A 23,909-nucleotide genomic window follows, 5' to 3' on the forward strand; every position below is an offset into this window, starting at 1 on the left:
ACTGAGCTTGGCAACAGCCTTGCACAGAACACGCCAAACCCAGTAGTAGAGACTACTCAAATCGCTTACACGCTGGCTACTGCCGGTCAGGTAACGCTTAACGTTCAGGATATCCAGGGCCGCACGGTCATGGTACGCGAACTGGAAGGTGCTGCTGGCCGTAACGTAGTTGATCTGAACGTGAACGAGCTGAGCGCCGCTACTGGCGTACTGACGTACACGCTGACTGCAGGAGACTTCTCCGCTACGAAGAAGATGGTAGTTGTTCGCTAAGAACGACTGACGTCTCAGTCCCATCCGGAAGGATGGAAGTAGAAACCCCGCTACTCTTATTGAGTAGCGGGGTTTCTTTTTTAAACGGATTCTTTCAAGTAAAATTTGTTTTTATTTTTTTAATTTATACATTTGAGTGTCAATTGAGCGTGCCGCAAATATTGCGCACCATGTTAGTTAGAACTTTTGCCAGCGCCGTTGAAGGTGTTGACGCGAGAATGATCACCGTAGAGGTGAATGCCGGAGGATTCGTTGGCGAGAATAAACCCTGGTATAATGTTGTAGGGCTTCCGGATAGTGCTATCCGGGAAGGTTCCTACCGGGTAGAAGCTGCCGTTATTAATAGTGGCTTTTACAATAAGAGAATGAAGATTGTAATCAATCTTGCTCCCGCTGACGTGAAAAAGGAAGGAGCTGCTTACGATTTACCAATCGCACTTGCCTATTTAAATGCTACCCAACAGATTACTGTTCCTGACCTGCATGAGTATATGATCATGGGAGAGCTATCGCTTAGTGGAGAACTTCGCCCAATTAAAGGAGCCTTGCCGATTGCTATTCAGGCACGGGCAAAGGGCTATAAAGGTTTTATTTTACCAGTAGAAAATGCGCGGGAGGCAGCCATCGTAAGTGATCTTCCCGTATACGGATGCAGAAGCCTGCGGGAAGCTATTGATTTGGTCACCGGAGACCTTGACTTGCAACCTACCGTAGTGAATACGCGAGAAGAGTTCTTTAAAGACAGGACCAGCTTTGATGTTGACTTTAGTGATGTTCGGGGACAGGAAAACATCAAGCGAGCCATGACCATAACTGCAGCTGGTGGGCATAACGTTATCCTAATCGGACCTCCGGGAGCAGGGAAGACGATGCTCGCGCGCCGCCTGCCGACCATACTACCGCCGCTGGACCTCAGAGAAGCATTGGAGACGACTAAAATTCACTCGGTAGCGGGAATTCTTCCGGAGTCTGCGGCACTAATAACGACTCGCCCGTTCAGAGCACCCCATCATACCATCAGCGATGTCGCATTGGTGGGAGGAGGCAGTTATCCATCCCCCGGAGAAATCAGTCTTAGTCATAACGGAGTTCTCTTTCTGGATGAACTACCAGAGTTTAAGAGAAGTGCACTGGAAGTAATGCGACAGCCGATGGAGGAACGCCGTATTCTGATCAGCCGTGCAAAGGTGACGGTAGATTTTCCCGCCAGTTTTATGCTGATCGCCAGCATGAACCCCTGCCCATGTGGGTACTTTAACCACCCGGACCGAGATTGTACTTGTCCGCCGGGTGGAGTTAAGCGCTACCTGAGTAAAATAAGCGGTCCTTTGCTTGACCGGATAGATTTGCAGGTAGAAGTTACGCCTGTACCGCTTGAAAAACTAGCGGGTAAAAAACCGGAAACGGAGACCAGTGAGATGATTGCTGCCAGAGTTCTGGCCGCCCGTAAAATTCAGGCAGAGCGGTATGCTGATCAAAATGGCATTTATTGTAATGCTCAAATGCCCAGTCGAATGGTACGCGAGTGGTGTCAAATTGATGCAGCTGGTAACGAATTGCTGAAAACAGCAATGGAAAGACTTCAACTAAGTGCTCGTGCTTATGATCGAATATTGAAAGTGTCCCGAACGATTGCTGACCTGGAAGCCAGCGATAACATTAAACCATCCCATTTAGCAGAAGCCATTAATTTTAGAAACCTCGACCGGGAAAGCTGGGGGGAGCAACGATGAAAGCTATTTTAAAGCTAGCATGCCTTTTTACTACCATTTTTCTCCTAATTTTAGCAAATTGTCTTGGGCCGTCTTATGTCCTTGTTGAGCTGCCCTTCGATAGTATTCTATTGCTTTAATATCGCTTTGTTCAACTCCGTCTCCTCTCAAGTACATCGATCCTAAATTGTTTTGGGCTTTTGGGTGGCCATTCTCTGCCGCCATGGAATACCAGTAGAAGGCTTTTTTCATGTCGTTGCCTCTATTTTCATCAGCAAAGATCAAGGCAAGGTTTATTTGAGGACTTGTATATCCTTGATTAGCAGAAAGAGTGTAGTAGATAATAGCTAGGCTGTCGCTTTGGTCCACACCTCTGCCGCCTTCATAACAATAACCTGTTAAGAATTGACCAAATACATCTCCATTATCAGCTGACTTTTTACCCCAATAAAAGGCATTTTTGACGTTTACAGGGACTCCTTTACCTGACATGTATAGCATAGCCAAGTTGTTTTGGGCAAAAGCATCTCCCTCCTTAGCGGCATCTTGGGCGAGTTGTAAAGCAATCTCATAATTACGACTAACCCCAACTGCTCGACGGTACATGAAGCTTAGTTTTCCTTTGGCATCAGGTGAGGATGCTTTGGATAGTACAATTGCTTCTTTATGAAGATCCGTAGGGCTTGTGTTTTCATTTTCGATTCTACGCCACCAGTCAAAAGAACTTTCTGGTGGACAGCCAGAGTTTTCGGGAACTCCCGCTTCCATTATGCAATTGTCTAAAGCATCGGGGATGCCATCTTTATCTTCATCAGGTAAGTTATTCCTTTCATTGCTTTGAGTATTGTTAGGGTTGTACCTGTAACCTGATTGGTCAAAGCATAACTCTTTTTCAAGAATGCCTTCTTGCCAAATCACTTGGTTTGGTCTAAGTTTTCTGACCAAACTCGCTACATTGCTCATAATTTTACTTATACATCCTCCTTGCTCAATTTCAGCCGATAGGCTTTCTGTGAATGGATTATTATCGAGAACAGTAGTATTTTTTGTTGTTGAAAAAATCAGTAACGAGTTTCTAATGGCGCTAACATTATTCATCCCTTCTGTTAATAGACTCCTTTGAGAGTCTGTCCAATCTTTTTTAAAGGGATTATTTCTACAAGCATCTAAAATGATGAGTTTTGGTTTGTCTGGATCGTTGATAGCCTGGAGAAAGGAGTTGATGTTTACACACTCAAGTTTTACCTCTTCTTTTTTTTGAGGATTAGCATCGGTAGGTATTAAATAATTTTCTCCGTCAATTTGAAAGCCATGACCAGCATAAAATACGATGACTTGATCGTACCTCTTTAGCTTCTCGGAAAAATCAATAATTAGTTTTTCTAATGAGTCTTTTGTCAAGTTTAGTCCTATTTCAACGTCATAGTTTTTTGTGCTAATCGAATTTGCAATTAGCTGAGCGTCATTGGCCGGTTCGAGTAGCTTGCCATTGTGTAAATAGTTGCTGTTCCCTATAACTAGCGCAATTCCTTTTGAGTTTTCCGATTTAACCCAATTACGGTAATTTGCTTCTTCAGTGTTAATTTGAGCATCTAAAGCAGTTGTCGTGAAAAGCAAAAGATTGAGAAGGAAAAATGATTTGAGAGCTTTCATGATAAGGGCATGTGTAGTTAAAGAGCAATTATGGGTAGGGTTGACTAGTACAGGGTAAACCAGCGAATACTTTGATTTAAATGCACTAGGTGCTATGTAATATATAAAGTTTGTGTTTTTATTCCAAGGAAGTACGCATGCATCTGTGCCTATTTGCTTTTTTACGCTGTTTAGCGTATTCTTTAGGCAGGTTAGATCATGGTAAATTACTGGGGCATCAAATGAATTTTTGTTTTCAGGATTTTCCCACCTACTATTGTCTAAAGTACGAGTTGTAGTTGATGATTGTATATTGTGTCAAAAGAAAATGGTATGATCTTCAGACTTTTATGGACAATTGGCCTGGCAGTAATTGTTTCAGCGCTTTCCGGACAGTACACTCGTGGTGTTTTGTCAGAAGAAGATAAAGAATATTCAGATTTACTATTGAGAACCCCCTTAGTCACCAGGTCATATACTGTACATCCTCCTAAGGTGAGTCTTCGGAAATATGCTCCACTACCCGGAAGCCAGGGGAGTTATGGTAACTGTACCGGCTGGGCAACGGCCTACTGCGCACGAACTATCTTATATGCCAAAGGCGAAAATTTAACGGATCGAAAGACTATTACTAAAAATGCCTACTCTCCAGGTTTTACCTTTCTGCAAGGAGGGGGGAAAGGGGCTAAATGTTCTGGAGCATTTACTACTGGAGTAGTGAGGAGCCTAACCATACGTGGAGCTGTGCGAAACAGAGACGTCGCTAGCCAAAAGGTAGCAATGGAATGCCCGCAATTTCCTCTTCCGATTGGTTTGCTAAACCAAGCTGAAGACAATAAAATACCGCCTCCACTTACGCTCTGGAGCCCTGGTGAGGAAGATCCTTATATCAAAATTTCCCGAACAAAATTAGCTATTACTGCTGGACACCCAGTTGTAATTTCTATGGTCGTGCCAAAATCTTTTGAGGGGGAAGATACTGGTGGAAGTGTAGGCAAGGATGGAAAGTGGGAGCCTGAAACGAAGTTTCCCACAGACTACGATAAAAGAGTAAACTGCCACGCCATGACAGTTATTGGCTTTGATGACGATCGGTTTGGAGGAAGCTTTGAAGTACAAAATAGTTGGGGGGCTGAATGGGGAGATGAGGGATATGGCTGGGTTGCCTATGAAGACTTTGCCAACTTTACTTACCAAGCCTTTGAAGTTTTTTTAAGCCCTGCGAAGGAGAGGAATTGGAAACTAGGAAAGCAGGAGTTGGTCGGTAAACTTCGGTTAAAAGAATTTGGAGGGAAAGATGATTTTCCGGTCACCCTCTCGGATAGAACTCGAAATTGGACAGTAGGCTCCAATAATGGGGAGTGTACATATAAGGTAGCAGAGAAGTTGCCACTTGGAATTAGAATGCAAATTTTCATTGAAAGCGAACAACCAGCTTATGTATATCTTTTGGGCACGGGATCAGAAAATCCGAAAGTAGATATGTTATTCCCAAGGCCAGGGTATAGTGCTGCTCTCAATTATAACGATTATAAAGTGGCATTGCCTGGAGAGAATGAATTCCTTACAGATAACCGTACCGGGACCAATAATCTGATTGTATTGTATTCAGCAGAGGAGCTTAAGATTAACGAGATTATTAGTAACCTCAACGAAGATACTTCAAGACCAATATCGGAGAGACTAGATGCCAATATCAGAAGGTTGCTCATTGATTCTGAAAATGTCCAGTTTAGCAAAGACGAAATTGCCTTCAAAGCAAAAATAACGGATGAAAAAAAAGCATTTGCGCTTATACTGCAGTCAGAACATGGCGAATAAGACCATTGTCTTAACAATAGCTCGAATAAAATTTTAAAAGCTAATGAAAAACCTCAATCGCCGAAACTTCCTGCGCAAAACTTCCCTGTCCGGCGCCGCCCTTATTTCTGGTGGGGTACTGAGTAGCTGTGCAACGGTTAAGGAAGTGCCCGCCTCCGGCGGGCAGTATATGGGCGGCTTCGCCGCCCCACCCCTGTCAACGGTACGGGTGGCATTTATTGGTGTAGGTGCCAGAGGAAGCGGGCATTGTAAGGAGATCGCCTCCCTGCCCGGAACGGAGGTCGTCGCCATATGTGATCTCTACGAAGACTACGCTGAAAGGAGCAAGACTGCTGCGATGGCCTACGAGGGGCGCCATCAGGATATTGCACTTTACCATGGAGATGAGAACCACTGGATGCGAATGCTGGAGGAGGTCAAACCAGACGCCGTCTTTATTTCCACCAACTGGAAGAACCATGCTCCGATGGCCATCAAAACGATGGAAATGGGCGCTCACGCTTTTGTGGAAGTCCCCATTGCTGTCACTATAGAGGAAATGTGGGATATCGTCAATACTTCTGAACGAACCCGGAAGCATTGCATGATGATGGAGAATGTCAACTACGGCAGAGACGAACTGATGTACCTGAATATGTGCCGGCAGGGAGTCATTGGGGAGCTGCTGCACGCCGAAGCTGCTTATATCCATGAACTGAGATTTCAGATGGAAGAGCAGGAACGGGCTACGGGTTCCTGGAGAACACACCACTACGCTGATCGAAACGGTAATCTTTACCCTACCCACGGGCTGGGGCCCGTGGCCCAATACATGAATCTGTGCCGGCAGGATGATAACTTCCGTCGGCTGGTCTCTTATTCTACCCCCGCCCGGGGGCGGGAGTTGTATGCCGCCGAGAACTACCCGGCGAATCATAAATGGAACCAACTCAGTTATGGTGGTGGAGACCTGAACACGTCCATCATTAAAACGAATATGGGACGAACCGTCATGGTACAATGGGACGAAACAAGTCCGCGCCCCTATTCCCGACACAATCTGATCCAGGGAACCAAGGGGACACTGGCCGGATTCCCGACCCGGGTGGCGCTGGAAGGAGGCGTTGAGGGAGCCACGGATAGCCATCATCGCTGGGCCCAGGGAGAACAACTGGAAACGCTCTACGAAAAGTACGATCATCCACTTTATAAGCGCCTTAATTCCTCTACTAAAAACAGTGGTCATGGAGGAATGGATGGCATTATGCGCTACCGGATTGTCGAGTGCCTGCGGCAGGGCTTACCGTTGGATCAAAACGTTTACGAGGGTTGTTTCTGGAGTGCCGTAGCTCCCCTGAGCGAAAAATCCGTCGCTGAAGATGGAATGCCACAGGATTTTCCGGACTTTACGCGGGGCAATTGGTCGTCGACAGCACCCTTAAGTATTATCACCTGATGGCCTGGAATACCTTCCGTTAATCGCAAAAACCAGCTTTATGAAAATCAATTCTTTAGTGCAGTCATTGTTTACTGTCATTATTGTCTTTCTGCTAATGTTAGCAGGTTTTTCTTCCTGCAGTAGCCAGAAAGTAAGCTTGTTCAACGGTGAAAACCTGGACGGTTGGGTAAACCACGGTAAGGAAAAATGGTACGTTGATAACGGAGAAATTATTTGTGAGAGCGGACCGAGTGCCGAGTACGGTTATCTGTCGACGGAAAAATTTTACGATGACTTTGAGCTAAGCCTGGAATTCAGGCAGGAAGCTAACGGAAACAGCGGCGTGTTTTTCCGGTCTACGCTGGATGGTACTAAAATTACGGGCTGGCAGGCAGAGGTTGCTCCTCCCGGAAGTAATACCGGAGGTATCTACGAATCTTACGGGCGGGGCTGGCTCATTAAGCCAGATCCCGAAAAAGACAAAGCCCTGAAAATGGGGGAGTGGAATAAGATGAAGATCCGGGTAGTCGGAAACCGGGTGACGACCTGGCTTAACGGACAGGAAATGATCAGCCTGGACGATGATAAAATAGGAGAGGGTAAAGGTGCTATTGCCTTGCAAATCCATGACGGAGGAGGTATCAAGGTCCGCTGGCGAAACATCGAGTTAACCCAGCTTTCAGAATAGCTAATGAGTGCAGACACTTTGAAGGGCTTAGCGGGAACCGCAGGATGCTGTGGTTGGACGAAGAGCAGGGAAAGTTAGCTGTAACCAACAAACACCAGCACTTCAACGACCGTTACACCATCATGGCCATAAAAGACACACTATCCTCACTCGGGAAAATTGCTCATCGTGAATGGGACGAAATCGTTGACCGCCTGGGGTGGGGCAGAGACAAGCCCGTCTCTGTCGCTAATTACATCGGCTTTGGGCGGGAAGACTACCTCTGGCTTACTGGGCGGGTGCTACGGGATCGGGGCATCAGCCGGGAAGAACGCGATAACCTGCTGGACAACATCAGCAATAACTTCAAACGATTCAACTCCCGGGAAATCAAAAGAGCGAAAGTCAGCATCACCTGGGGAGACCATACCTTTGAAAGAGTTACGGACAGCGAAGGGTACTTTCACGTGGAGCATCATTGCGGGGATGATAATCACGTCCACTCTAATCATGAGCTGTGGCAGGAGGCGAAAATCACCGTACAGAGTGTACCCGGACTCGAAGAGGTTGATCTGCAGTTTCATTCGGACGTAGTTGTACCCACTAAAGCCGAATTCGGGGTAATCAGTGATATTGACGATACGATCCTGAAGACCGATGTCACCAGCAAGCTAAAGCTCAAAATGATGCTGCATACCATTTTGAAGAACGCCGGTAACCGGCGCGCTTTCGAGGGCGTCGCGGACTTTTACCAGGCACTCAAGCTGGGGCCGGACGGAGAAGGGTTTAACCCCTTTTTCTATGTGTCCAACAGCCCCTGGAATTTATATGATTTATTGCTGGATTTCCTTCACTTAAACCACTTGCCGCGAGGCCCGGTATTGCTGCGAGACTTCGGCCTGCCGAGTGAGGATATTGTAAGTAGCTACAAAACGCATAAGGCGGATATGGTAAAACGTATCCTGGATACTTACCCCAGCCTGCCCTTCATCCTCGTCGGAGACTCCGGTGAACACGATACGGATATCTACCTGGAAGCGGCAAAAAACAATCCGGAGCGGATTCTTGCCATTTACATTCGGGACGTGCAACATGCCCGGCGGGCAGAACGTATCGAAAAGCTGATTGAAAGCGTTAGTGGAATTGAGGTGAAGCTGGTGGGTAGTTATAACGAAGCACTGAGCCATGCCCGTGAACAGGGATGGGTACAGTCGGCCGGGTAACTTCCCCTTGCACCTGCGCTCCGGCGCCACCGAATCCCGTCAGAATTACAGGCTCCGCTCTCTGAAAACAAGTACCTTGTTTCGAACAAGATCGCAGGAAACGAATTCAGTCAATACCTTTCACTAAGCCAACCACCCATGCGCGCTCTAAAAATCGTCGGTGTCATCCTCCTGATTCTGGTGTTGATCCCTTTAATCATGGTGTCCTTTTTCGGAGGTTCCGTGGCTAAGGCCGTCGTCAGATCGGTTAATAAAAACCTGCAAACAGAAATAAGTATCGGAGAATATGATGTCGGCTTCCTGTCTACCTTTCCCAACCTTTCCGTGAACCTTCTGGACGTTCAGGTGGAGGGGAGCGACGGAAGCGATTTGCTCATCGCTGAAAAAGTTAGTTGCCTGCTTGACCTGGGCAGTCTGTTTGGCAAAGTGCGAGTAGAGGAAATTGTGGTGGAAGACGGTCTGTTGCAGCTAATGGTAGATGTTGATGGCAATAGTAACTATCAACTTACGGGCTATACACCCGTAGGAGAAGAAGTGCCCGACAACCCAGACGCCGAGGCGATGGAGTTTGCTGTTGCCGATGCTCGCCTGAAGGGGGTTGAAGTAGTGTACCGAAACGCACAACTTGAAGTGGATTTGGCAGGGACCATCAATCGTCTGTCTTTTAGCGGTGACTTCGGTAACGATAACTATCTGATGTCTACCGAGGGAAGTCTCGATATTTTCTACGTTGATCAGAGTGGAGAACGGTTCCTGCACGAGCAGGAAGTGCAGTTGAGTGCGGAGACGAAAATTGATAACGTCAATAACGGATACACCTTCGCTCCCTTATTGATGACTGCGGGAGAGCTGGAACTTAAGGTCGTGGGAGATTTACAATCTACTCAGGACGGTCTGGTGACGGACCTCCGCGTGGAGAGTCAGTCCGGCAGCCTTGAAGATGTTCTGGCCCTCATACCGCCAGCCTACGCTGGCGGCCTCAACGAACTCGAAACCCGGGGAGAACTTACTCTGACCTCCGACATTAGCGGAGCCTGGACCCAACGCGCCTACCCACGGTTCGACGGCCGTCTCACTTTTACCAATGGCCGGGTCGGTAGCCCCAGAATGAACGTTGGTGTCCGGGACCTGAACCTCAAGGCCGTATTTACCTATCTGGATGGCGCAAGGGGAGGCATGCAAACCTTCGCCATCGAAGAATTAACCGGAATGTTCCGTAACCAGCCCTTCGAGCTGGCGCTCAAAGTCGACGATCTCAATGATCCTCAAATTGATTTTTCGGCCAACGGAGCCTTTGCGCTCGGAACATTACCCGCTCTGATGGGCTATGATGCTATCACCGATGGCGAAGGCTACGTAGAAGTGGATAACCTACGCCTGAAGGGGCGTTACGAGGATATGCTCCGTCCTCGCCGCATGGGCAATGTATCGGCATCCGGCCGACTGACCTTTGACGATGGCGAGATCACGGTGAACGACCGGGAGCTTAACTTTCCCTCCGGGACGTTGGAGCTCAATGACAATGAAATGGTATTGACCGATTTCGCCTTCAGCGGCCCGGGGACCGAGATCAGTTTTACGGGCAAAGCCACCAACCTGATTCCGGTGCTCTTCGCGGATTCGCTAAACACCAATGACGCAGAACTTGACTTTGAGGCCCGCCTCACCGGAGAGTCAATTGACCTGGATGAGTTGTTGTCCCTTGCCGGACCGACCGAAGAAGAAGAGGAGTTGGCCGAGGCGGCGGGGAAAACGGATAGCCTGCGAGCAAAAACGATGGCCAGGCGAACCCAGATCACTGATCTGCTTCGAGGTCGTTTTGATGCTCAGGTGGATAACTGGAACTATGGGGAGATTGAAGGAGAAGACTTCAAAGGTCAGCTTTTCTTCGAGCCCCGAAAACTGGATGTAACGGGCATTACGCAGTCTATGGAAGGAGAACTGAAAGTTGACGGAACGGTCTACTTCGCCGAACTTCAGCGCGTAGAAGGGCGGGTCAGGGCTAAGGCCATTGACGTCAATGAATTCTTTCGGCAGTCAGAAAATTTCAGCCAGGAAGTACTTGTAGATGACAACCTGGAAGGCACGATGGATGCCCGGATTTTCATCCAGGCTTACTTTGATGAGGTGGGAGCTTTTGACTACGAGAAACTCCGTGTATTGGCGGACCTGGATATTAAAGACGGCGAACTGAATAACTTTGGCATGCTGGAAAACTTTGCCTTTGCCCTTAAAGCAGGGGATCTTGATCGCGTTCGGTTTACCCGGCTGCAAAATTTCTTCGAAATAACGGAGCAGACCATTTATATCCCGACCATGTTCGTTCAGTCCAGTGCACTGAATCTGGAACTCAGTGGAAGCCACACGTTCAATAATTACCTGGATTATTTCATCAAAGTAAATGCCGGGCAGGCCATCGCTAATAAAATCAAACGGCACGACCGGAACCTGGATATGTTGCCCTCCCGCCGTAATGGTTTTTTCAATCTCTACTATACGGTAGAAGGCCCGCTGGAAACCTTCACCGTAGAGAATGATAAGCGGGCAGTGAAGAATGACTTCCGCCGTAGCGAGTTTCGGAAAGAACGTATCCGTAAAGAATTGGAACGCTATTTTTCTGAACCCATCGAATTGCTCGAAGCTCCGGCGGAGAACGAGGATATTGCAGAAGAATAGTGCCCGCCGGGAAACAAAACCAACCGCTGATGCTTTAAGCTTGTCCGTTCAGGGTCAAAAAAAGCGGACCCGGGACAACGTCGACCCAACCTTTGCGTTTGCAAGGGGTATTCCCCATGAACTGAATTTTTCCCGTGCGTTTATTTTGTCTTTTCCTATCGTTGCTGGCCGCATCTGGCCTGAGTGGTCAGATCGATCCTCCTGAGTTCCTGTGTACCCGTTCTGACGGGAGTGCTGAGGTGCTCAGCTGGAACAATGTCAGTAACACCTGCGGCGCCTATGAGGCCACGGAGATTTATATGTCAACTGATCCTGCCGGACCATTTATACTGCAGGCGGAGATATTTGATCCCGCTGCTACGGAATACCGCGATGATAATCCGAGCGGAGAATTGCGGTATTACTTCCTGCGTTATCGCTATGACTGCCCTGGGGAAACCGTTGGCACCAGCCAGACGCTGGACAGCGCCATTCCTGCAACGCCGATTATACAGTATGTAAGCGTAGAAGACGGGGATATTATACTGGACTGGATGCCGTCCGTGTCGCCAGAAGTAATTGGTTACATCGTTTTTGAGGTGACGGCAACAACTTTTGTTCCGTTGGATACGGTTTTTGGTGTAACGGACTATCGGTTTACACCGGCGGCGGGAGCCGCCGGGCCGGGTAGCCGGAGTTTCCGTCTGGTGGCCATTGACCCCTGCGGGAATGACAGTGCTCAGGGCACTATCGTAACACCGCTTTCCTTAACGGGGGGCGGAGGAACGGACTGTGAGGAGGACGTTGTTCTGTTGCCAACGTCTGCAGTTCTCAGCAATTACCTGCCCTCTACCAGCCTTGAGTTGTTCGTGTCCGTGAATGGAAATCCGTTTGCGCTGGCGGGAATCTTTCCGCCGAATGCTACTGAAATACGTTATCAGGGCGCCAACGACGGGGAGAATCTGTGCTTCTACGTGGAAGCGGTATTGGCCAATGATTTCGGCCGGGCCCGAAGTACGGAGTATTGCCAGTTGGTGGATTTCAGTCAGCCCATCCGTGACTTTGCCCTATACGGTATGGAGCTTACGGATGCCGGAGAACTACAACTTACCTATGCCGATGACCGGGTGCAGCCCGCCACGGTAACGAGCCAGCTATTGGTGACCTCACCTGGTGGGCAGACCATGATTTTTCCGGTCAGTGATCCGGTTTTTGGTACGGGCGGTACGATTAGGCTTGCGGCCCCTTTTGAGCAGGGGGAAACAGTTGGCCTTCGCATAGCGGATGAATGCGGCAGGGAGGTGACGACTAACCGGGTGATGCCCGTCTTTCTGGAAACCACTTCTCTCGTTCCGGGCCAGAACTTATTAAACTGGACGGCTTTTGAAAATAATCTTCCGGGGCAGATTACCTACGATATAGAACGGGCTATTGTAGCTAATGAGGGCGCGGCCGCAGGTGCAATATATAACTCGGTGGCCATGGATCTGACCGCTACCACCTTTAGCGATGATATAAATGGTGTTGATGGCGTCGCCTGCTACCGGGTAATCGCCAGGTTTCAACCCGAACCGCTGACTTCCGGTCAGTCTTTCCCCTTTCGTTCCAATGTCAGTTGCGTATTACCCCTTACGGAGGTTTTCGTTCCCAATGTATTTAGTCCCGTTGCCCATCAGGACGGGAACCGGGTCTTCCGCCCCCTTTTTTCTAACCTGCCGCAGGCGGAGGGCTACACGCTACGGGTTTTCGATCGTTGGGGAGGCGTTTTATTTGAGACGGGAGATCCGTCGGCCGGCTGGACCGGCGAAGCGAGGGGGCAAAGGCTTCCTTCGGGCGCTTATCTCTATCAGTTGGAATACGTTAGTTCGGACGGTTTTAAGCGACAACGGGCCGGAGTGGTTAATTTGCTGAGGTGAAATTTCCGTTGCAACTTGTTTGGCTGTTAGCACGTTATCTTACTCCTCATAAAAAAGTAGGCTAAAGTTTGGTGCAACGGTATCCACCTACCTACTTTTGCATCCCTGATGGTTGGTTGGCCGAGTGGCTAGGCTCAGGTCTGCAAAACCTGCTACAGCGGTTCGAATCCGCTACCAACCTCTACCAACTGGCCCGGCTCGCAATTGCGATGCCGGGCCTTTTTGGTTTTTTGATCTCTCGAAAATATTCCTTCCCTGATTTAAAAAAAGGTCGTACCTTTGCGCGGCTTTAGCCGGTGTGTCCGGGTAAAGTGGGGAACGGTCACCCCCGAAGTGGCTTTGTTTTTTACCTTTTAAAATTTCACATCCCTATGATGATGGATGATGATAAAGACCCGGCCGTAGAAGGCCAGGTTGACGAAACTCCCGCGACCGATGCGGCGCCGGAGACCCCCGAAACTACTACTGAGGCAACTGAAGCCGAATCTACTGCCAACGACGTTATCCTTGGCGTTGCCGAAGAAGCACAATCTACCGCAAAGGTTATCCGTAAGGAAGCCACGAAAGTAGAAGTTGCCCTTACTGAAGACGTAAAGGAAGAAGGCGTAGAAATTGAAGAAGAAGATCAAAGTGGTGCCACTGGCTCCGCTCACGATGACTTCAACTGGGACATGACGAACCGCTCTGCGGCCAGTCGTTACTCCGCTGACGAGCGTGCTGCTATGGAAAAGCAGTACGAAGACTCTATGACGAATATTGCTGAAGCAGAGATCATGTCTGCTAAAGTATCTCATATCGTTGATGGAGACGTTATCCTTGACCTGAACTACAAAAGTGACGGCCTCCTTCCTTTGTCTGAATTCCGCGACCAGGCCGAATTGGCCGTTGGTGATACCGTAGAGGTATACGTAGAGCAGCAGGAAGACGAAAAAGGACAGCTCGTACTGAGCCGCCGTAAGGCAAAGCTCCTTCGTGCATGGGACCGTATCCGTGACTCTTATGCTAACGGTACCGTTATTAACGGTAAGGTTATCAGCAAGACGAAGGGTGGCCTTATCGCCGATTGTGGTGGCCTGGAAACATTCCTCCCTGGATCACAGATTGACATCAAGCCAATCGTTGACTACGATGCATACGTTGGTAAAACGATGGAATTCAAGGTCGTTAAGATCAACGAGACCATCAAAAACGCCGTTGTTTCCCACAAAGCCCTCATCGAGAGCGATCTGGCCGAGCAGCGTGAAGCAATCATTGCTTCTCTGGAGCGTGGACAGGTACTGGAAGGTATCGTGAAGAACATCACGGACTTCGGTGCATTCCTCGACCTTGGTGGCGTAGACGGTCTGCTCTACATCACGGACATCAGCTGGGGCCGGATCAACCACCCAAGCGATGTGCTCGAACTCAACCAGAAGGTCAATGTGGCCGTACTGGACTTCGACGAGAACAAGAAGCGTATCAGCCTTGGTCTTAAGCAACTCATGGCACACCCATGGGAAGTACTTGACGAGACCATCACGGAAGGTAGCGAGATCGAAGGTAAAGTGGTCAACATTGAAGACTACGGTGCATTCCTCGAAATTCAGCCAGGTGTTGAAGGCCTCGTGCACGTTAGCGAAGTAAGCTGGTCTAACCAGCCCATCAACGCCCGCGAGTACTTCACCGTTGGAGAAACTAAGAAGGCTAAGGTGGTCACGATTGACCGCGAAGACCGGAAGATGTCTCTCTCCATCAAGCAACTGCAGAACGATCCTTGGGATGTAATTGGTGAGAAGTACGGTGTTGATTCTGTTCACACTGGAAAAGTCAAGAACCTGACTCCTTACGGTGTATTTGTAGAGCTCGGTGAAGGCATCGGCGGGATGATTCACATCAGTGATCTTTCCTGGACAAAGCGTTTCGGCCACCCATCTGAATTCACTAAAGTTGGTGACGAGATTCAGGTAATGGTACTGGAAGTGGACGAAGAGAACCGTAAAATGTCTCTTGGTCATAAGCAACTGGAAGAGAACCCATGGGATACTTTTGAATCTGTATTCCCAGAAGGTAGCTACCACGAGGCCACTGTTCTCCGCAAGGATGACCGCGGAGCCATTGTTCAAATGCCTTACGGACTCGAAGCTTACGCTCCGATTAAGCTGATGCGCAAAGAGGATGGAACCATCGCTGATGTGGACGAAACCCTCACCGTTAAGGTGATTGAGTTCGACCGCGACAGCAAGCGACTCACCGTAAGCCACAGCCGCTACGTCAATGACATCCGCAAGGAGGCCAAAGACCAGGTGTACAAGGAACGCAAAGAAGAACAAGACAATACCCGGAAGGTACTTAAGAAAACTTCCGCCAGCATCGAGCGCTCTACGCTTGGTGACTTGTCCGCCTTCGAGCAGCTCCGTGAGCAGCTAAGCAATACGGAAGGAGAAGAAGAGTAATCACTTCTCAATCGAATATAAAAGGCCACCCATTCTCAAGAATGGGTGGCTTTTTTTATGATCCTTTGTAAGCTAAATCGTAGCTTTAAGCTAGAAGAATTGTCGTTTAGCAATCAACTAATTGAAATATTATTGATATGGGGTTTAAGGTAAAGATCACGGTAAGGTACTTGCGGGCGCTGTTTTTGCTTGTTTTTACATGGCTTATTTGTTTAGACTTGGACTCAAAAGACTGTTGTATATTTGATTTTTACCCTGTTGTTAAGACCATCGTTTTACCACCTTGTTATATAGATGCTAGTGATAGAAGAGAAAATTGTGATTTAAGATATCTAAATGGAGCAAAAATGGTGTCTGCAATTCAAACTGCACAGTATGACTCTGTTGAAATTTATTTCAAAAAATTGATTCCGCTAATTAGCAATAATGAAATTGATGATATTAGCTTGAATTTAATTTACACTTATGCTAGTTTTTTAGAAAAAACTGGAAAGGGTGATCAGGCTGCCTTATACTATAAGTTTTTAATTGAAAATTCAAATTCGAATTACAGTATAAATCTACTTTCAGAGATTGGATTAGCATCTAACTTGTCTAATCTGAAAAAGGTAAAAGAACTAAGTGAGAAGGTAAAGGAAGTTGTGTTGAATGGTGAAATAGAAGATGACAATACTAAGATAGGATTAATCATTCGAATGTCGAATGCAATGCATTTATCCGAACAATACGATTTTTTAAAATCTTTCAAGGGGCTTGAGGATGGAGAGGCTTCGCCAGAAAATATACAGGCTATTTTACTTATGTTTAATTATGTTTTTTCAGGGGAATCCGACGGCGACTATCCAGAGATAAATAAAAAATTAGAAAGATGTTTTGAATCGCAAAATGATGATAGATTTTTAGTAGATGAATATATGTTTAGGCTAAAGGATGCCCTTGCTAAAGGTTCTTATTCTAATGCTCTGGAATATTCAAAAAAGGCAGTAGGTTGTAGCTATGGTCCCGTAGAAAGTGTGGAAGACTTGATAAAGCTTGCAGAGGAGTCTGATAAAGGAGACATTCGGTCAATACTTAGATATGCTCATTGTAATTTATATCAAACTCGACTTGGAAAAGGGATTAAGCCTGTTGAGGAGTCACTGGCCCTGTATTCTGGAGCACTAAATGTTGTTTTGAAAAAGAAAAATGATAGCCTTAAAAGGCTAGCTTCACGAAAGATTGATTTGCTAGGAGTAGAATTCATAGATATTCTAGTTGTTGGTACTTATCTATATCAGCAAACAGGAGATGTCGAGTATTTAAACAGTAGCGTCTCCGTAGTTGATGAGTTTTATGGGCTTGGAATTCATTATTGGCTTTCGGCAAGAGATAGAATGAGAGAGGACGAGGCATTCGAAGAAGCAGTAAACGATCTTAAGAAAAGTAATAGGCTAGATTTATCTTTTAAAAACGGTCATAGCTTAGAAGAAATATATGAGAGGATAAGAATTCATAGTAATGCTAATGACGAATCCCTAAGTGATAGGTCATTTAACTCAATTAGTTTGACGTCTGGTAAAGAAATTTCCCTTCAGTCCACTCAATTTCAGGCCGCACAAGACTCTTCGTCTATCTTATCTTTTTACCAAAATGGAAATGTGCTTTACCGCCTATTACTAACGGGAGATACCATTGCTGTTGATATACTAAATGGGGTGCGGACAGAAGCGATGACATTAGCAACGAGCCTTTCAGCTGAAGTGCAAATCCCTAATCAGGGCGAAGGCCTTGATAAGAACAGCCGACGGCTGTTCGAATTATTATTTGGAGACATAGAGGAGTTACTGCCTAAGCGAGTGAGTATTATTGCGGGAGGGGTATTAACGGAAATTCCCTTTTCCGCTTTACGGATGGAGCAGGCAGGAGAGAAGGCGCGCTATTTTGGCGTGGAGCATGCCATCAGCCGGCAGTTTTCGATTCGTAGTAAACAAATGCTGGAGGAAGTAGAATTGAGCCCGAAGTATGAACAGCCGCTGGCGATGGCGCCGTCTTTCCGTAGTGAGTGGTTACTGGCGGGAGAGTTGCGGCAGGCAGGCTTTGTTATTCCGCCGCTGAAGTATAACCAGGAGGAAGTTGAAAAATTGTCGGACCTCAGTGGTGGTCGCTTTATGACGGGGGAAGGGGCCACGGTAGCTAATTACAAGAAGTATGCTAAAGACTACGGCTTGATTCATCTAGCCACCCACGCTATTTCCAGCAGAGAGGATGGCCTGAAGAGCCATGTGCTGTTACTGGACGAAAACGGTAGCCCGGAGCCTTTGTATGCTTCGGAGATTGGTGATGAGACGCTGAACGCTGATTTGGTAGTCCTCAGCGCCTGTGAAACAGGGGGAGGGCTTCTCCATGCGACGGAGGGTACCGTCGGTCTGACGAAGGCCTATCTGGCAGCGGGAGCTCGCGCCGTTGTTGCCTCCAGCTGGGCGGTGGATGACCATGCTACCGCAGAGTTGATGGACAACTTTTACGAGGCGCTCTCCGCCGGGAAGAGAACGGACGATGCCCTGCGAGATGCCCGGGCAGCTTACCTGCAAAAACACCCGGAGACAAGACCCGATAAATGGGCAGCCTTTGAGGCTTACGGTGGAATGAAAGCCCCCGGATGGGACAAAAGCTCAAACCCGTTTAAGGGCGCATGGATTTGGTTGTTGGCTGGCCTGGGGCTACTTGCTGGCGTATTGATGGTCAGAAAAATGAAGCATGCTTGAGAACTTAAGGGAATGGCGAGCTAACGGTAAACTTTTGCTCACCGGTGAGTACTTCGTGTTGGATGGGGTGCCCGCGCTGGCGGTGCCAACAAAAATGGGCCAGCGATTTGAGTTTCACCACCGTCGAGGAGGAATGTGTTTGGTTTGGCAAGCTTATGATCATCAAGATCAGCTATGGTTTGAAACTGAATTGATGTCTCCCGAACGGGGAGGAGGACCTTCAGCGACCGACGACTCATTTACCGCTCGCCTGTGGGAAATTTTGGGTGCGGCGGACCAGCTGAATCCGGGGGTACTGCAACGGGCCACCTTCACGAAGGGGGTATCTACCTATTTGGAATTCGACCGCCAATGGGGGCTCGGTTCCAGCTCGACACTCATCGCGGCGGTAGCGCATTGGCTGGAGGTCAATCCCTACGAGTTGCTGGAGCGCACTTTCGGCGGCAGCGGCTATGATCTGGCCTGCGCCATCGCCGAAGGGCCTATCCTCTACGAACGCAACGGTAGTACGCCGAAGGTGACGGCCCTTGACTGGCATCCGGAATGGGTTAAGCAGACCCACTTCGTCTACCGCAACCAAAAACAGAACAGCCGGGAGGGCATCCGCGCCTACCGGGCCGCAGCGGTCAGCGAGCGGGATAAGAAAGCCATCGGGGAGATCACCACGGCTCTTCTGGACCCCACCCTGGACCTGCGCGCCGCCGCCCAACTGCTCCGCCAGCACGAAACCCTGGTCGCCGAAACCTTGGATATGAAGTCCGTGCAGGACGAGCTTTTCCCTGACTTCCCCGGCCAACTCAAAAGCCTCGGTGCCTGGGGAGGCGACTTCATTTGGGCCCTGAGCGAAGAAAGCCCCGAAAAAGTTAAGGCATACTTCAACGAGCGGGGCTATGAGACGGTTATTGATTATGAAGAGATGGTGTTGTAGGGGGCAAGGTGCAGGTTGCAGGTTGCAAGTTGCAGGTTGCGAGCCAGACTGCAACTCCTACAACCTGCAACTTCTACAACCTGCAACTTGTATCTTCTGCAACTTGTAACCTGCAACTTCTGCAACCTGCAACCTGTAACCTGCAACCTGTAACCTGTATGAAATGGAAACCCGCCATCATCCGCCGCATTGAGCAACGTAGCCCAACCGTCCGCTCCTTCTGGGTAGAACTACCCGATCGGGAACGCCTGGATTTTAAAGCTGGCCAGTTCCTGACGCTCGATCTCCCCATCGGCGAAACCCGCCGCGACGGCTGGCGCAGCTACTCGATTGCCGCTGCTGCTGACGGGACGAACCAGGCGGAACTCTGCATCGTCCGTCTTCCGGAGGGCAAGGGGACGGGCTTTTTGTTCTACGATGCCACCGTAGGCACGGAATTGATGACAAAGGAGCCCGCAGGCGTGTTTACCCTGCCTGAAGGCCCCCTGAAGAATGATATCGTGATGATCTGCACCGGAACGGGCGTGGCGCCCTTCCGCGCTATGCTTCAGGAAAGACTAAGCGCCGAATCGGTTAATTTTCACTTGATTTTTGGTTGTCGTACGCGGGAGGATGTTCTCTACGCCGAGGAATTCGCTACGATGTTCCGCGAACACCAGAACTTCCACTACACCGTCTGTCTCAGCCGGGAAGAGGCTGATTGGCAGGAAGACATCGATTTTCGTCAGGGCTATGTCCACCCCGTTTATGAAGAAGACTACGCCGAGGTCAGGGAAGACGTTCGCTTCTATCTGTGTGGCTGGGCGGTGATGGTGGACGAGGCGAAAGACCGTCTGCTGAAGCTCGGTTACCCCGAAAAACAAATCATCGCAGAACTCTATGGCTAAAGTCCGCAACTTTTGCTTCAACTCATTACCTTTGCACTCTAATTAGTTTGCAACCTGCAACCCCGCACCCCGCAAACTAATCAGGGCCTATAGCTCAGCGGTTAGAGCGCCGGACTCATAATCCGTCGGTCCCAGGTTCAAATCCTGGTGGGCCCACTCGGGAAGCGCGCTTACGCGGTTTCCCTCGGTAGACGAGCCTTTGGCTCTTGTAGACGTAAAAACGTGCTTTGCTTGTTTTTACGGATGGACGGCCTTCGGCCTTTAAGGCGCGTCGTCCCCAAAAAAGCAAATCCCGTACAGCTGGAAGGCCGTACGGGATTTTGCTTTTTTAAGATAAGCTGACGGGGCTTAGAACCCTATTTCCTGAATCGGGATTCCTTCGGTAGAGAGGATGGTTCTGTCTACCTGGCTGTCTCCGACACGAATGTTTTTGTAGTGGGTTTCGTAAGTTGTATTTCCCTTGGTGGTACTTGCCTTGATCGGGAAGCCAGGGTAAGCGCCAGAGAAGGAATTGGCGGCTCCGTTGTTTCGCTGGCGGCTGGACCCAAAGAGTCCCATCATGCTGCTGAAAAGTTCCTGACTGTCAACGTTGAGGTCTTGAGTTACCCAGGCTTCGGTTATGGTGCCGTCCTTGGTGTCCGTAGTAATGACTTTTTCGCAGTTGTATCCATCGATGGTCATACGCTCACCAGTTTGTTCGAAGGTGAAACGTTCGTGGATATCTTCAGCAGCGTCGGCGACGGCTTTTCTTATGCCGGGCACCCGCATTCGCATGCCACTCATCTCTCCGTTTTTATCGGTGGTGATGATGGTCGTTTTACCATCTTCCGTGTTCAGAATCATGCGGTTGGCTTCCCGATTGCTGTCGTCTTCCATCCGCATACCTAAACGGTTGGAGGTTATAGCCATGTCAATACTGTGTTTCTGTTCTTTACCATTCTTTCTGGTCTCCAGAATCTCCATCCGCATGCTGAAGGAAACGGGGTTAGTGTAGGGTTCCCAGGCTTCACCGCCACCAAAGAGGCCACCGAGTGCTTCGGCACCGCCACCGTCTTCATTGCGGCGGCTGGAAGAATTGGTCGAACCTTCGGTGCGGTTGCTGGTAGGTGCCGGCTCTGCTGATTCTGCTCCTGCTCCGGTTTTTTTCTTCTTTTTTTTGAAGAGGTTACCAACGGCGTTGAAGGCATCGTCTACGGCACGGTCCACCTTTTGGTCAACGCGCTGGTTGGCACGGTTTTCGGCGCGATTCTTTGCGCGCTCGCCGGCACGTTCTGCGGTGGTTTGCGCCATCATACTGGCACAAAAGAAAAGAATGAGCAGGGTAGAAAAGGAACGGAATTTCATGATGAATTTGCTTTGGTGTAGTGAGAGCCCCACTAAGCTAGCGGGCGTTGGTTACAATCCTTTATTCACCCGTTGGAGCATCCGTTACACTTTAAAGGGATATTTTTTTGATAAAACAATATTCGTTTCTCATGGCTCTGCGGTGGCCGAACCACCAGAATCACCTTTGCGTTTCAGCCAGGGAAGGGTAGTGAAGCCCTTAAACCATTAATCGCCTTTTTCTATGGAACTCCGTAAAGACATCGGCCGCATCAGCTTTCTGGCCTTCTTTCTATTAATTTATATCAGCCTGTTTTTCCTGCCTCAACTCAGTCGGCTGATTTGAATCTATCGCTGATTCATCGGGTGGTAGCTCATGATGGTCTCGCGTAGAAAGTCCGTGTCCAGATGGGTATAGATCTCAGTGGTGAGGATAGACTCGTGGCCGAGCATCTCCTGTACGGCGCGGAGATCCGCGCCGCCCTCGATGAGGTGGGTGGCGAAGGAGTGGCGGAAGGTGTGCGGACTAACGTTCTTCTTGATGTTCGCCGCGGCAGCGTACTTCTTTACGGCGGTGAAGACACTCACCCGGCTCAGCTGACTGCCCCTGCGATTGAGGAAGACAATGTTTTCGGCCTCGGGTTTGATCGGAATGACGGGGCGGACGTACTCCAGGTAAATCTCCAGATGGCGGATGGCTTCGCCGCCGATGGGGACGATGCGTTCTTTATTGCCCTTGCCCGTAACGCGGACGAAACTCTCCGAGAGGTAGAGGTTGGTTAGTTTGAGGCTGGTAGCTTCGCTGACGCGCAGTCCGCAGGCGTAGAGGGTTTCCAGCAGGGCCCTGTCGCGCAGACCATGATCGAGACTGAGGTCGATCTGAGCCAGCAGCTCGCGAATTTCATGGTAGGTGAGTACCTCGGGAATCTTGCGCCCCAGCTTGGGCGCGCGGATGAGTTCGGTGGGGTCGGCAAGAATTTTGCCTTCGTCGAGGAGGAAGCCAAAATAGGTCTTAAGGGCGGAAATGAGGCGCGCCTGGGAGCGCGCGGCGAGACCCAGCTCAGCTAGATAGCGGATGAAATCGTCGAGGTGGAAGCGTTCGATGCGCTCGGGGCCAAAGTCCCAGTTGCGGAGCTCGAGGTAGGCGGGCAGTTTTTCGAGGTCGGAACCATAAGCCGCCAGGGTATGGTCCGAATAGCCCCGGGAGAGCTTCAGGTAGGCGGCGAAGGCGGTAAAGGTGGGCTTCCAGAGATCCTGCATGGTGGGGTAAAGGTAGGGTTTTTGGGCGCTCACCGCAGGTGCAGGGGAAAGGGGGACGCAGGGCAATCGCAAACTCGGAAAAGAGCAAACGCTCGAAGGTCCCGCAATACTGCGGGACGCTTCGAGGTTTACCTGCCACTATCCATTGGACCTTGAAGCGTCCAAGAGGGAGTTTGCGATTGCCCTGAAAGGGAACGGGAGCAGTGATGAACCTGGCCATACCTGTGCATTAATCCCCTCGTGAGCTGTTGAACCATAAAAACGTTAAGCCTTTACCTAAATAAGCGGAATACCAATTATTAGAATTTATCAGTAGTCCCAATTATCGGTAATACTTGTAATGCATACCTACGACTGTTTCCTCTTATCTCAAGTTCAGCTGCTTCCAGCATATCTAAGTCACGGGAAAAGCCATTTGATTTAGTTTTCTTTACCAAAGTTTCAATTTCTGCATTTATAGCTTTTACTTCCTTTTTGTACCGGTCTCTTATTTTTTTGAGGAGGTAATTACTTTCTTCGTTCCCCAAAGATGGCTGAATTGCAATGTATGTGTCAACTAATACGTCGAGATCAATACTACCAGTTTTCAGCAAAATTCTCAGCCATTCATCGGCTTTATTCGTATCAATAGCTTCTTGATTTAAATGGTGGAACCTAAGGTAGCGAAGGCCAATAAACTGCGTTAGAAAATACTTCGATGAGTCTTTGCTTTCTGCAATTGCCCTGCTGAATTGCATTAGTTCATTTTCTTTTTCTAGATATTCAGGAGAAATTTTAGTATTCATTCCCTGGACAATGCTAAGGTACTTTTCCGTTAATCTTATTCTTTCCTCACCATAGTGTTTAGCGGCAAAGTGTTCTTTGAAATCAAGATTAGACATTCGTTCGGCCATAGCCAAAGTCATAGAAGGTTGCTCAATAGTAGGATTGCTAATGTTCAAGTCTTTTGAACAACCACAAACTGTAACTGCGAACAATAGTGTTACAAATATCTTGTGAATCATAACGAAGTATTTAGT

16 protein-coding genes and 2 tRNA genes are annotated in these 23,909 nt (G+C 48.8%); 14 read left to right on the top strand and 4 right to left on the bottom strand.

Annotation, left to right across the window (positions count from 1 at the left end):
* Window positions 1–273: T9SS type A sorting domain-containing protein (locus BM123_RS02285; protein WP_139211722.1), on the top strand; the 273-nt coding region annotated here is incomplete at its 5' end.
* A 170-nt stretch (window positions 274–443) separates the two neighbouring features.
* Complete coding sequence (locus tag BM123_RS02290) at window positions 444–2,006, top strand: YifB family Mg chelatase-like AAA ATPase (protein WP_090165207.1); 1,563 nt, start codon at window positions 444–446, stop codon at window positions 2,004–2,006.
* Window positions 2,007–2,036: 30 nt separating this feature from the next.
* On the opposite strand, the gene BM123_RS02295 is transcribed toward BM123_RS02290, so the two are convergent.
* Window positions 2,037–3,638: a caspase family protein gene (locus tag BM123_RS02295; protein ID WP_090165208.1), complete on the bottom strand. Its 1,602-nt coding sequence runs from the start codon at window positions 3,636–3,638 to the stop codon at window positions 2,037–2,039.
* 312 nt (window positions 3,639–3,950) lie between these two features.
* On the opposite strand from BM123_RS02295, the gene BM123_RS02300 reads away from it, so the two are divergent.
* From BM123_RS02300 to BM123_RS02355, 12 genes are all read left to right on the top strand, one after another.
* Complete coding sequence (locus BM123_RS02300) at window positions 3,951–5,438, top strand: C1 family peptidase (protein WP_139211723.1); 1,488 nt, start codon at window positions 3,951–3,953, stop codon at window positions 5,436–5,438.
* A 43-nt stretch (window positions 5,439–5,481) separates the two neighbouring features.
* Complete coding sequence (locus BM123_RS02305) at window positions 5,482–6,873, top strand: Gfo/Idh/MocA family protein (protein WP_090165210.1); 1,392 nt, start codon at window positions 5,482–5,484, stop codon at window positions 6,871–6,873.
* Window positions 6,874–6,970: 97 nt separating this feature from the next.
* Window positions 6,971–7,543 (top strand): 3-keto-disaccharide hydrolase, encoded by a 573-nt coding sequence (locus BM123_RS02310; protein WP_217642084.1) that lies wholly within the window; start codon window positions 6,971–6,973, stop codon window positions 7,541–7,543.
* Between the two features lie 44 nt (window positions 7,544–7,587).
* The gene (locus BM123_RS02315; protein WP_090165212.1) at window positions 7,588–8,745 is read left to right on the top strand and encodes an App1 family protein; all 1,158 of its coding nucleotides are present in this window, start codon (window positions 7,588–7,590) and stop codon (window positions 8,743–8,745) included.
* Window positions 8,746–8,883: 138 nt separating this feature from the next.
* The gene (locus BM123_RS02320) at window positions 8,884–11,421 is read left to right on the top strand and encodes an AsmA-like C-terminal region-containing protein (protein ID WP_090165213.1); all 2,538 of its coding nucleotides are present in this window, start codon (window positions 8,884–8,886) and stop codon (window positions 11,419–11,421) included.
* A gap of 134 nt (window positions 11,422–11,555) precedes the next feature.
* Window positions 11,556–13,316, top strand: a complete 1,761-nt coding sequence (locus BM123_RS02325) for a T9SS type B sorting domain-containing protein (RefSeq protein WP_139211724.1) — start codon at window positions 11,556–11,558, stop codon at window positions 13,314–13,316.
* 110 nt (window positions 13,317–13,426) lie between these two features.
* Window positions 13,427–13,497 (top strand) — tRNA-Cys (locus tag BM123_RS02330).
* Window positions 13,498–13,687: 190 nt separating this feature from the next.
* Window positions 13,688–15,748 (top strand): 30S ribosomal protein S1, encoded by a 2,061-nt coding sequence (rpsA, locus tag BM123_RS02335; protein ID WP_090165426.1) that lies wholly within the window; start codon window positions 13,688–13,690, stop codon window positions 15,746–15,748.
* A gap of 137 nt (window positions 15,749–15,885) precedes the next feature.
* Entirely contained in the window at window positions 15,886–18,492 is a 2,607-nt protein-coding gene (locus BM123_RS02340) for a CHAT domain-containing protein (RefSeq protein ID WP_090165215.1), read from the top strand.
* Complete coding sequence (locus tag BM123_RS02345) at window positions 18,485–19,420, top strand: GYDIA family GHMP kinase (protein WP_090165216.1); 936 nt, start codon at window positions 18,485–18,487, stop codon at window positions 19,418–19,420. Before BM123_RS02340 ends, BM123_RS02345 begins: the two co-directional genes overlap by 8 nt.
* 158 nt (window positions 19,421–19,578) lie before the next feature.
* Window positions 19,579–20,307 carry a ferredoxin--NADP reductase gene (locus BM123_RS02350; protein WP_090165217.1) on the top strand — a complete coding sequence of 243 codons (729 nt, stop codon included), beginning with the start codon at window positions 19,579–19,581 and terminating at the stop codon, window positions 20,305–20,307.
* An 83-nt stretch (window positions 20,308–20,390) separates the two neighbouring features.
* Window positions 20,391–20,463, top strand: a tRNA-Ile gene (locus BM123_RS02355).
* A gap of 192 nt (window positions 20,464–20,655) precedes the next feature.
* On the opposite strand, the gene BM123_RS02360 is transcribed toward BM123_RS02355, so the two are convergent.
* The 3 genes from BM123_RS02360 to BM123_RS02370 all read right to left on the bottom strand — a co-directional run bounded on the left by BM123_RS02360 (window position 20,656) and on the right by BM123_RS02370 (window position 23,894).
* On the bottom strand, window positions 20,656–21,651 hold the full coding sequence (locus BM123_RS02360; protein WP_090165218.1) for a DUF4412 domain-containing protein: 996 nt from the start codon (window positions 21,649–21,651) through the stop codon (window positions 20,656–20,658).
* A gap of 327 nt (window positions 21,652–21,978) precedes the next feature.
* Window positions 21,979–22,890: a site-specific tyrosine recombinase XerD gene (gene xerD / locus BM123_RS02365; RefSeq protein WP_090165219.1), complete on the bottom strand. Its 912-nt coding sequence runs from the start codon at window positions 22,888–22,890 to the stop codon at window positions 21,979–21,981.
* A gap of 299 nt (window positions 22,891–23,189) precedes the next feature.
* Entirely contained in the window at window positions 23,190–23,894 is a 705-nt protein-coding gene (locus BM123_RS02370; RefSeq protein WP_090165220.1) for a hypothetical protein, read from the bottom strand.
* Between the last annotated feature and the right edge of the window lie 15 nt (window positions 23,895–23,909).

Origin of the sequence: Neolewinella agarilytica (genome assembly GCF_900110645.1) — a bacterium.
Classification (GTDB): Bacteria; Bacteroidota; Bacteroidia; order Chitinophagales; family Saprospiraceae; genus Neolewinella; species Neolewinella agarilytica.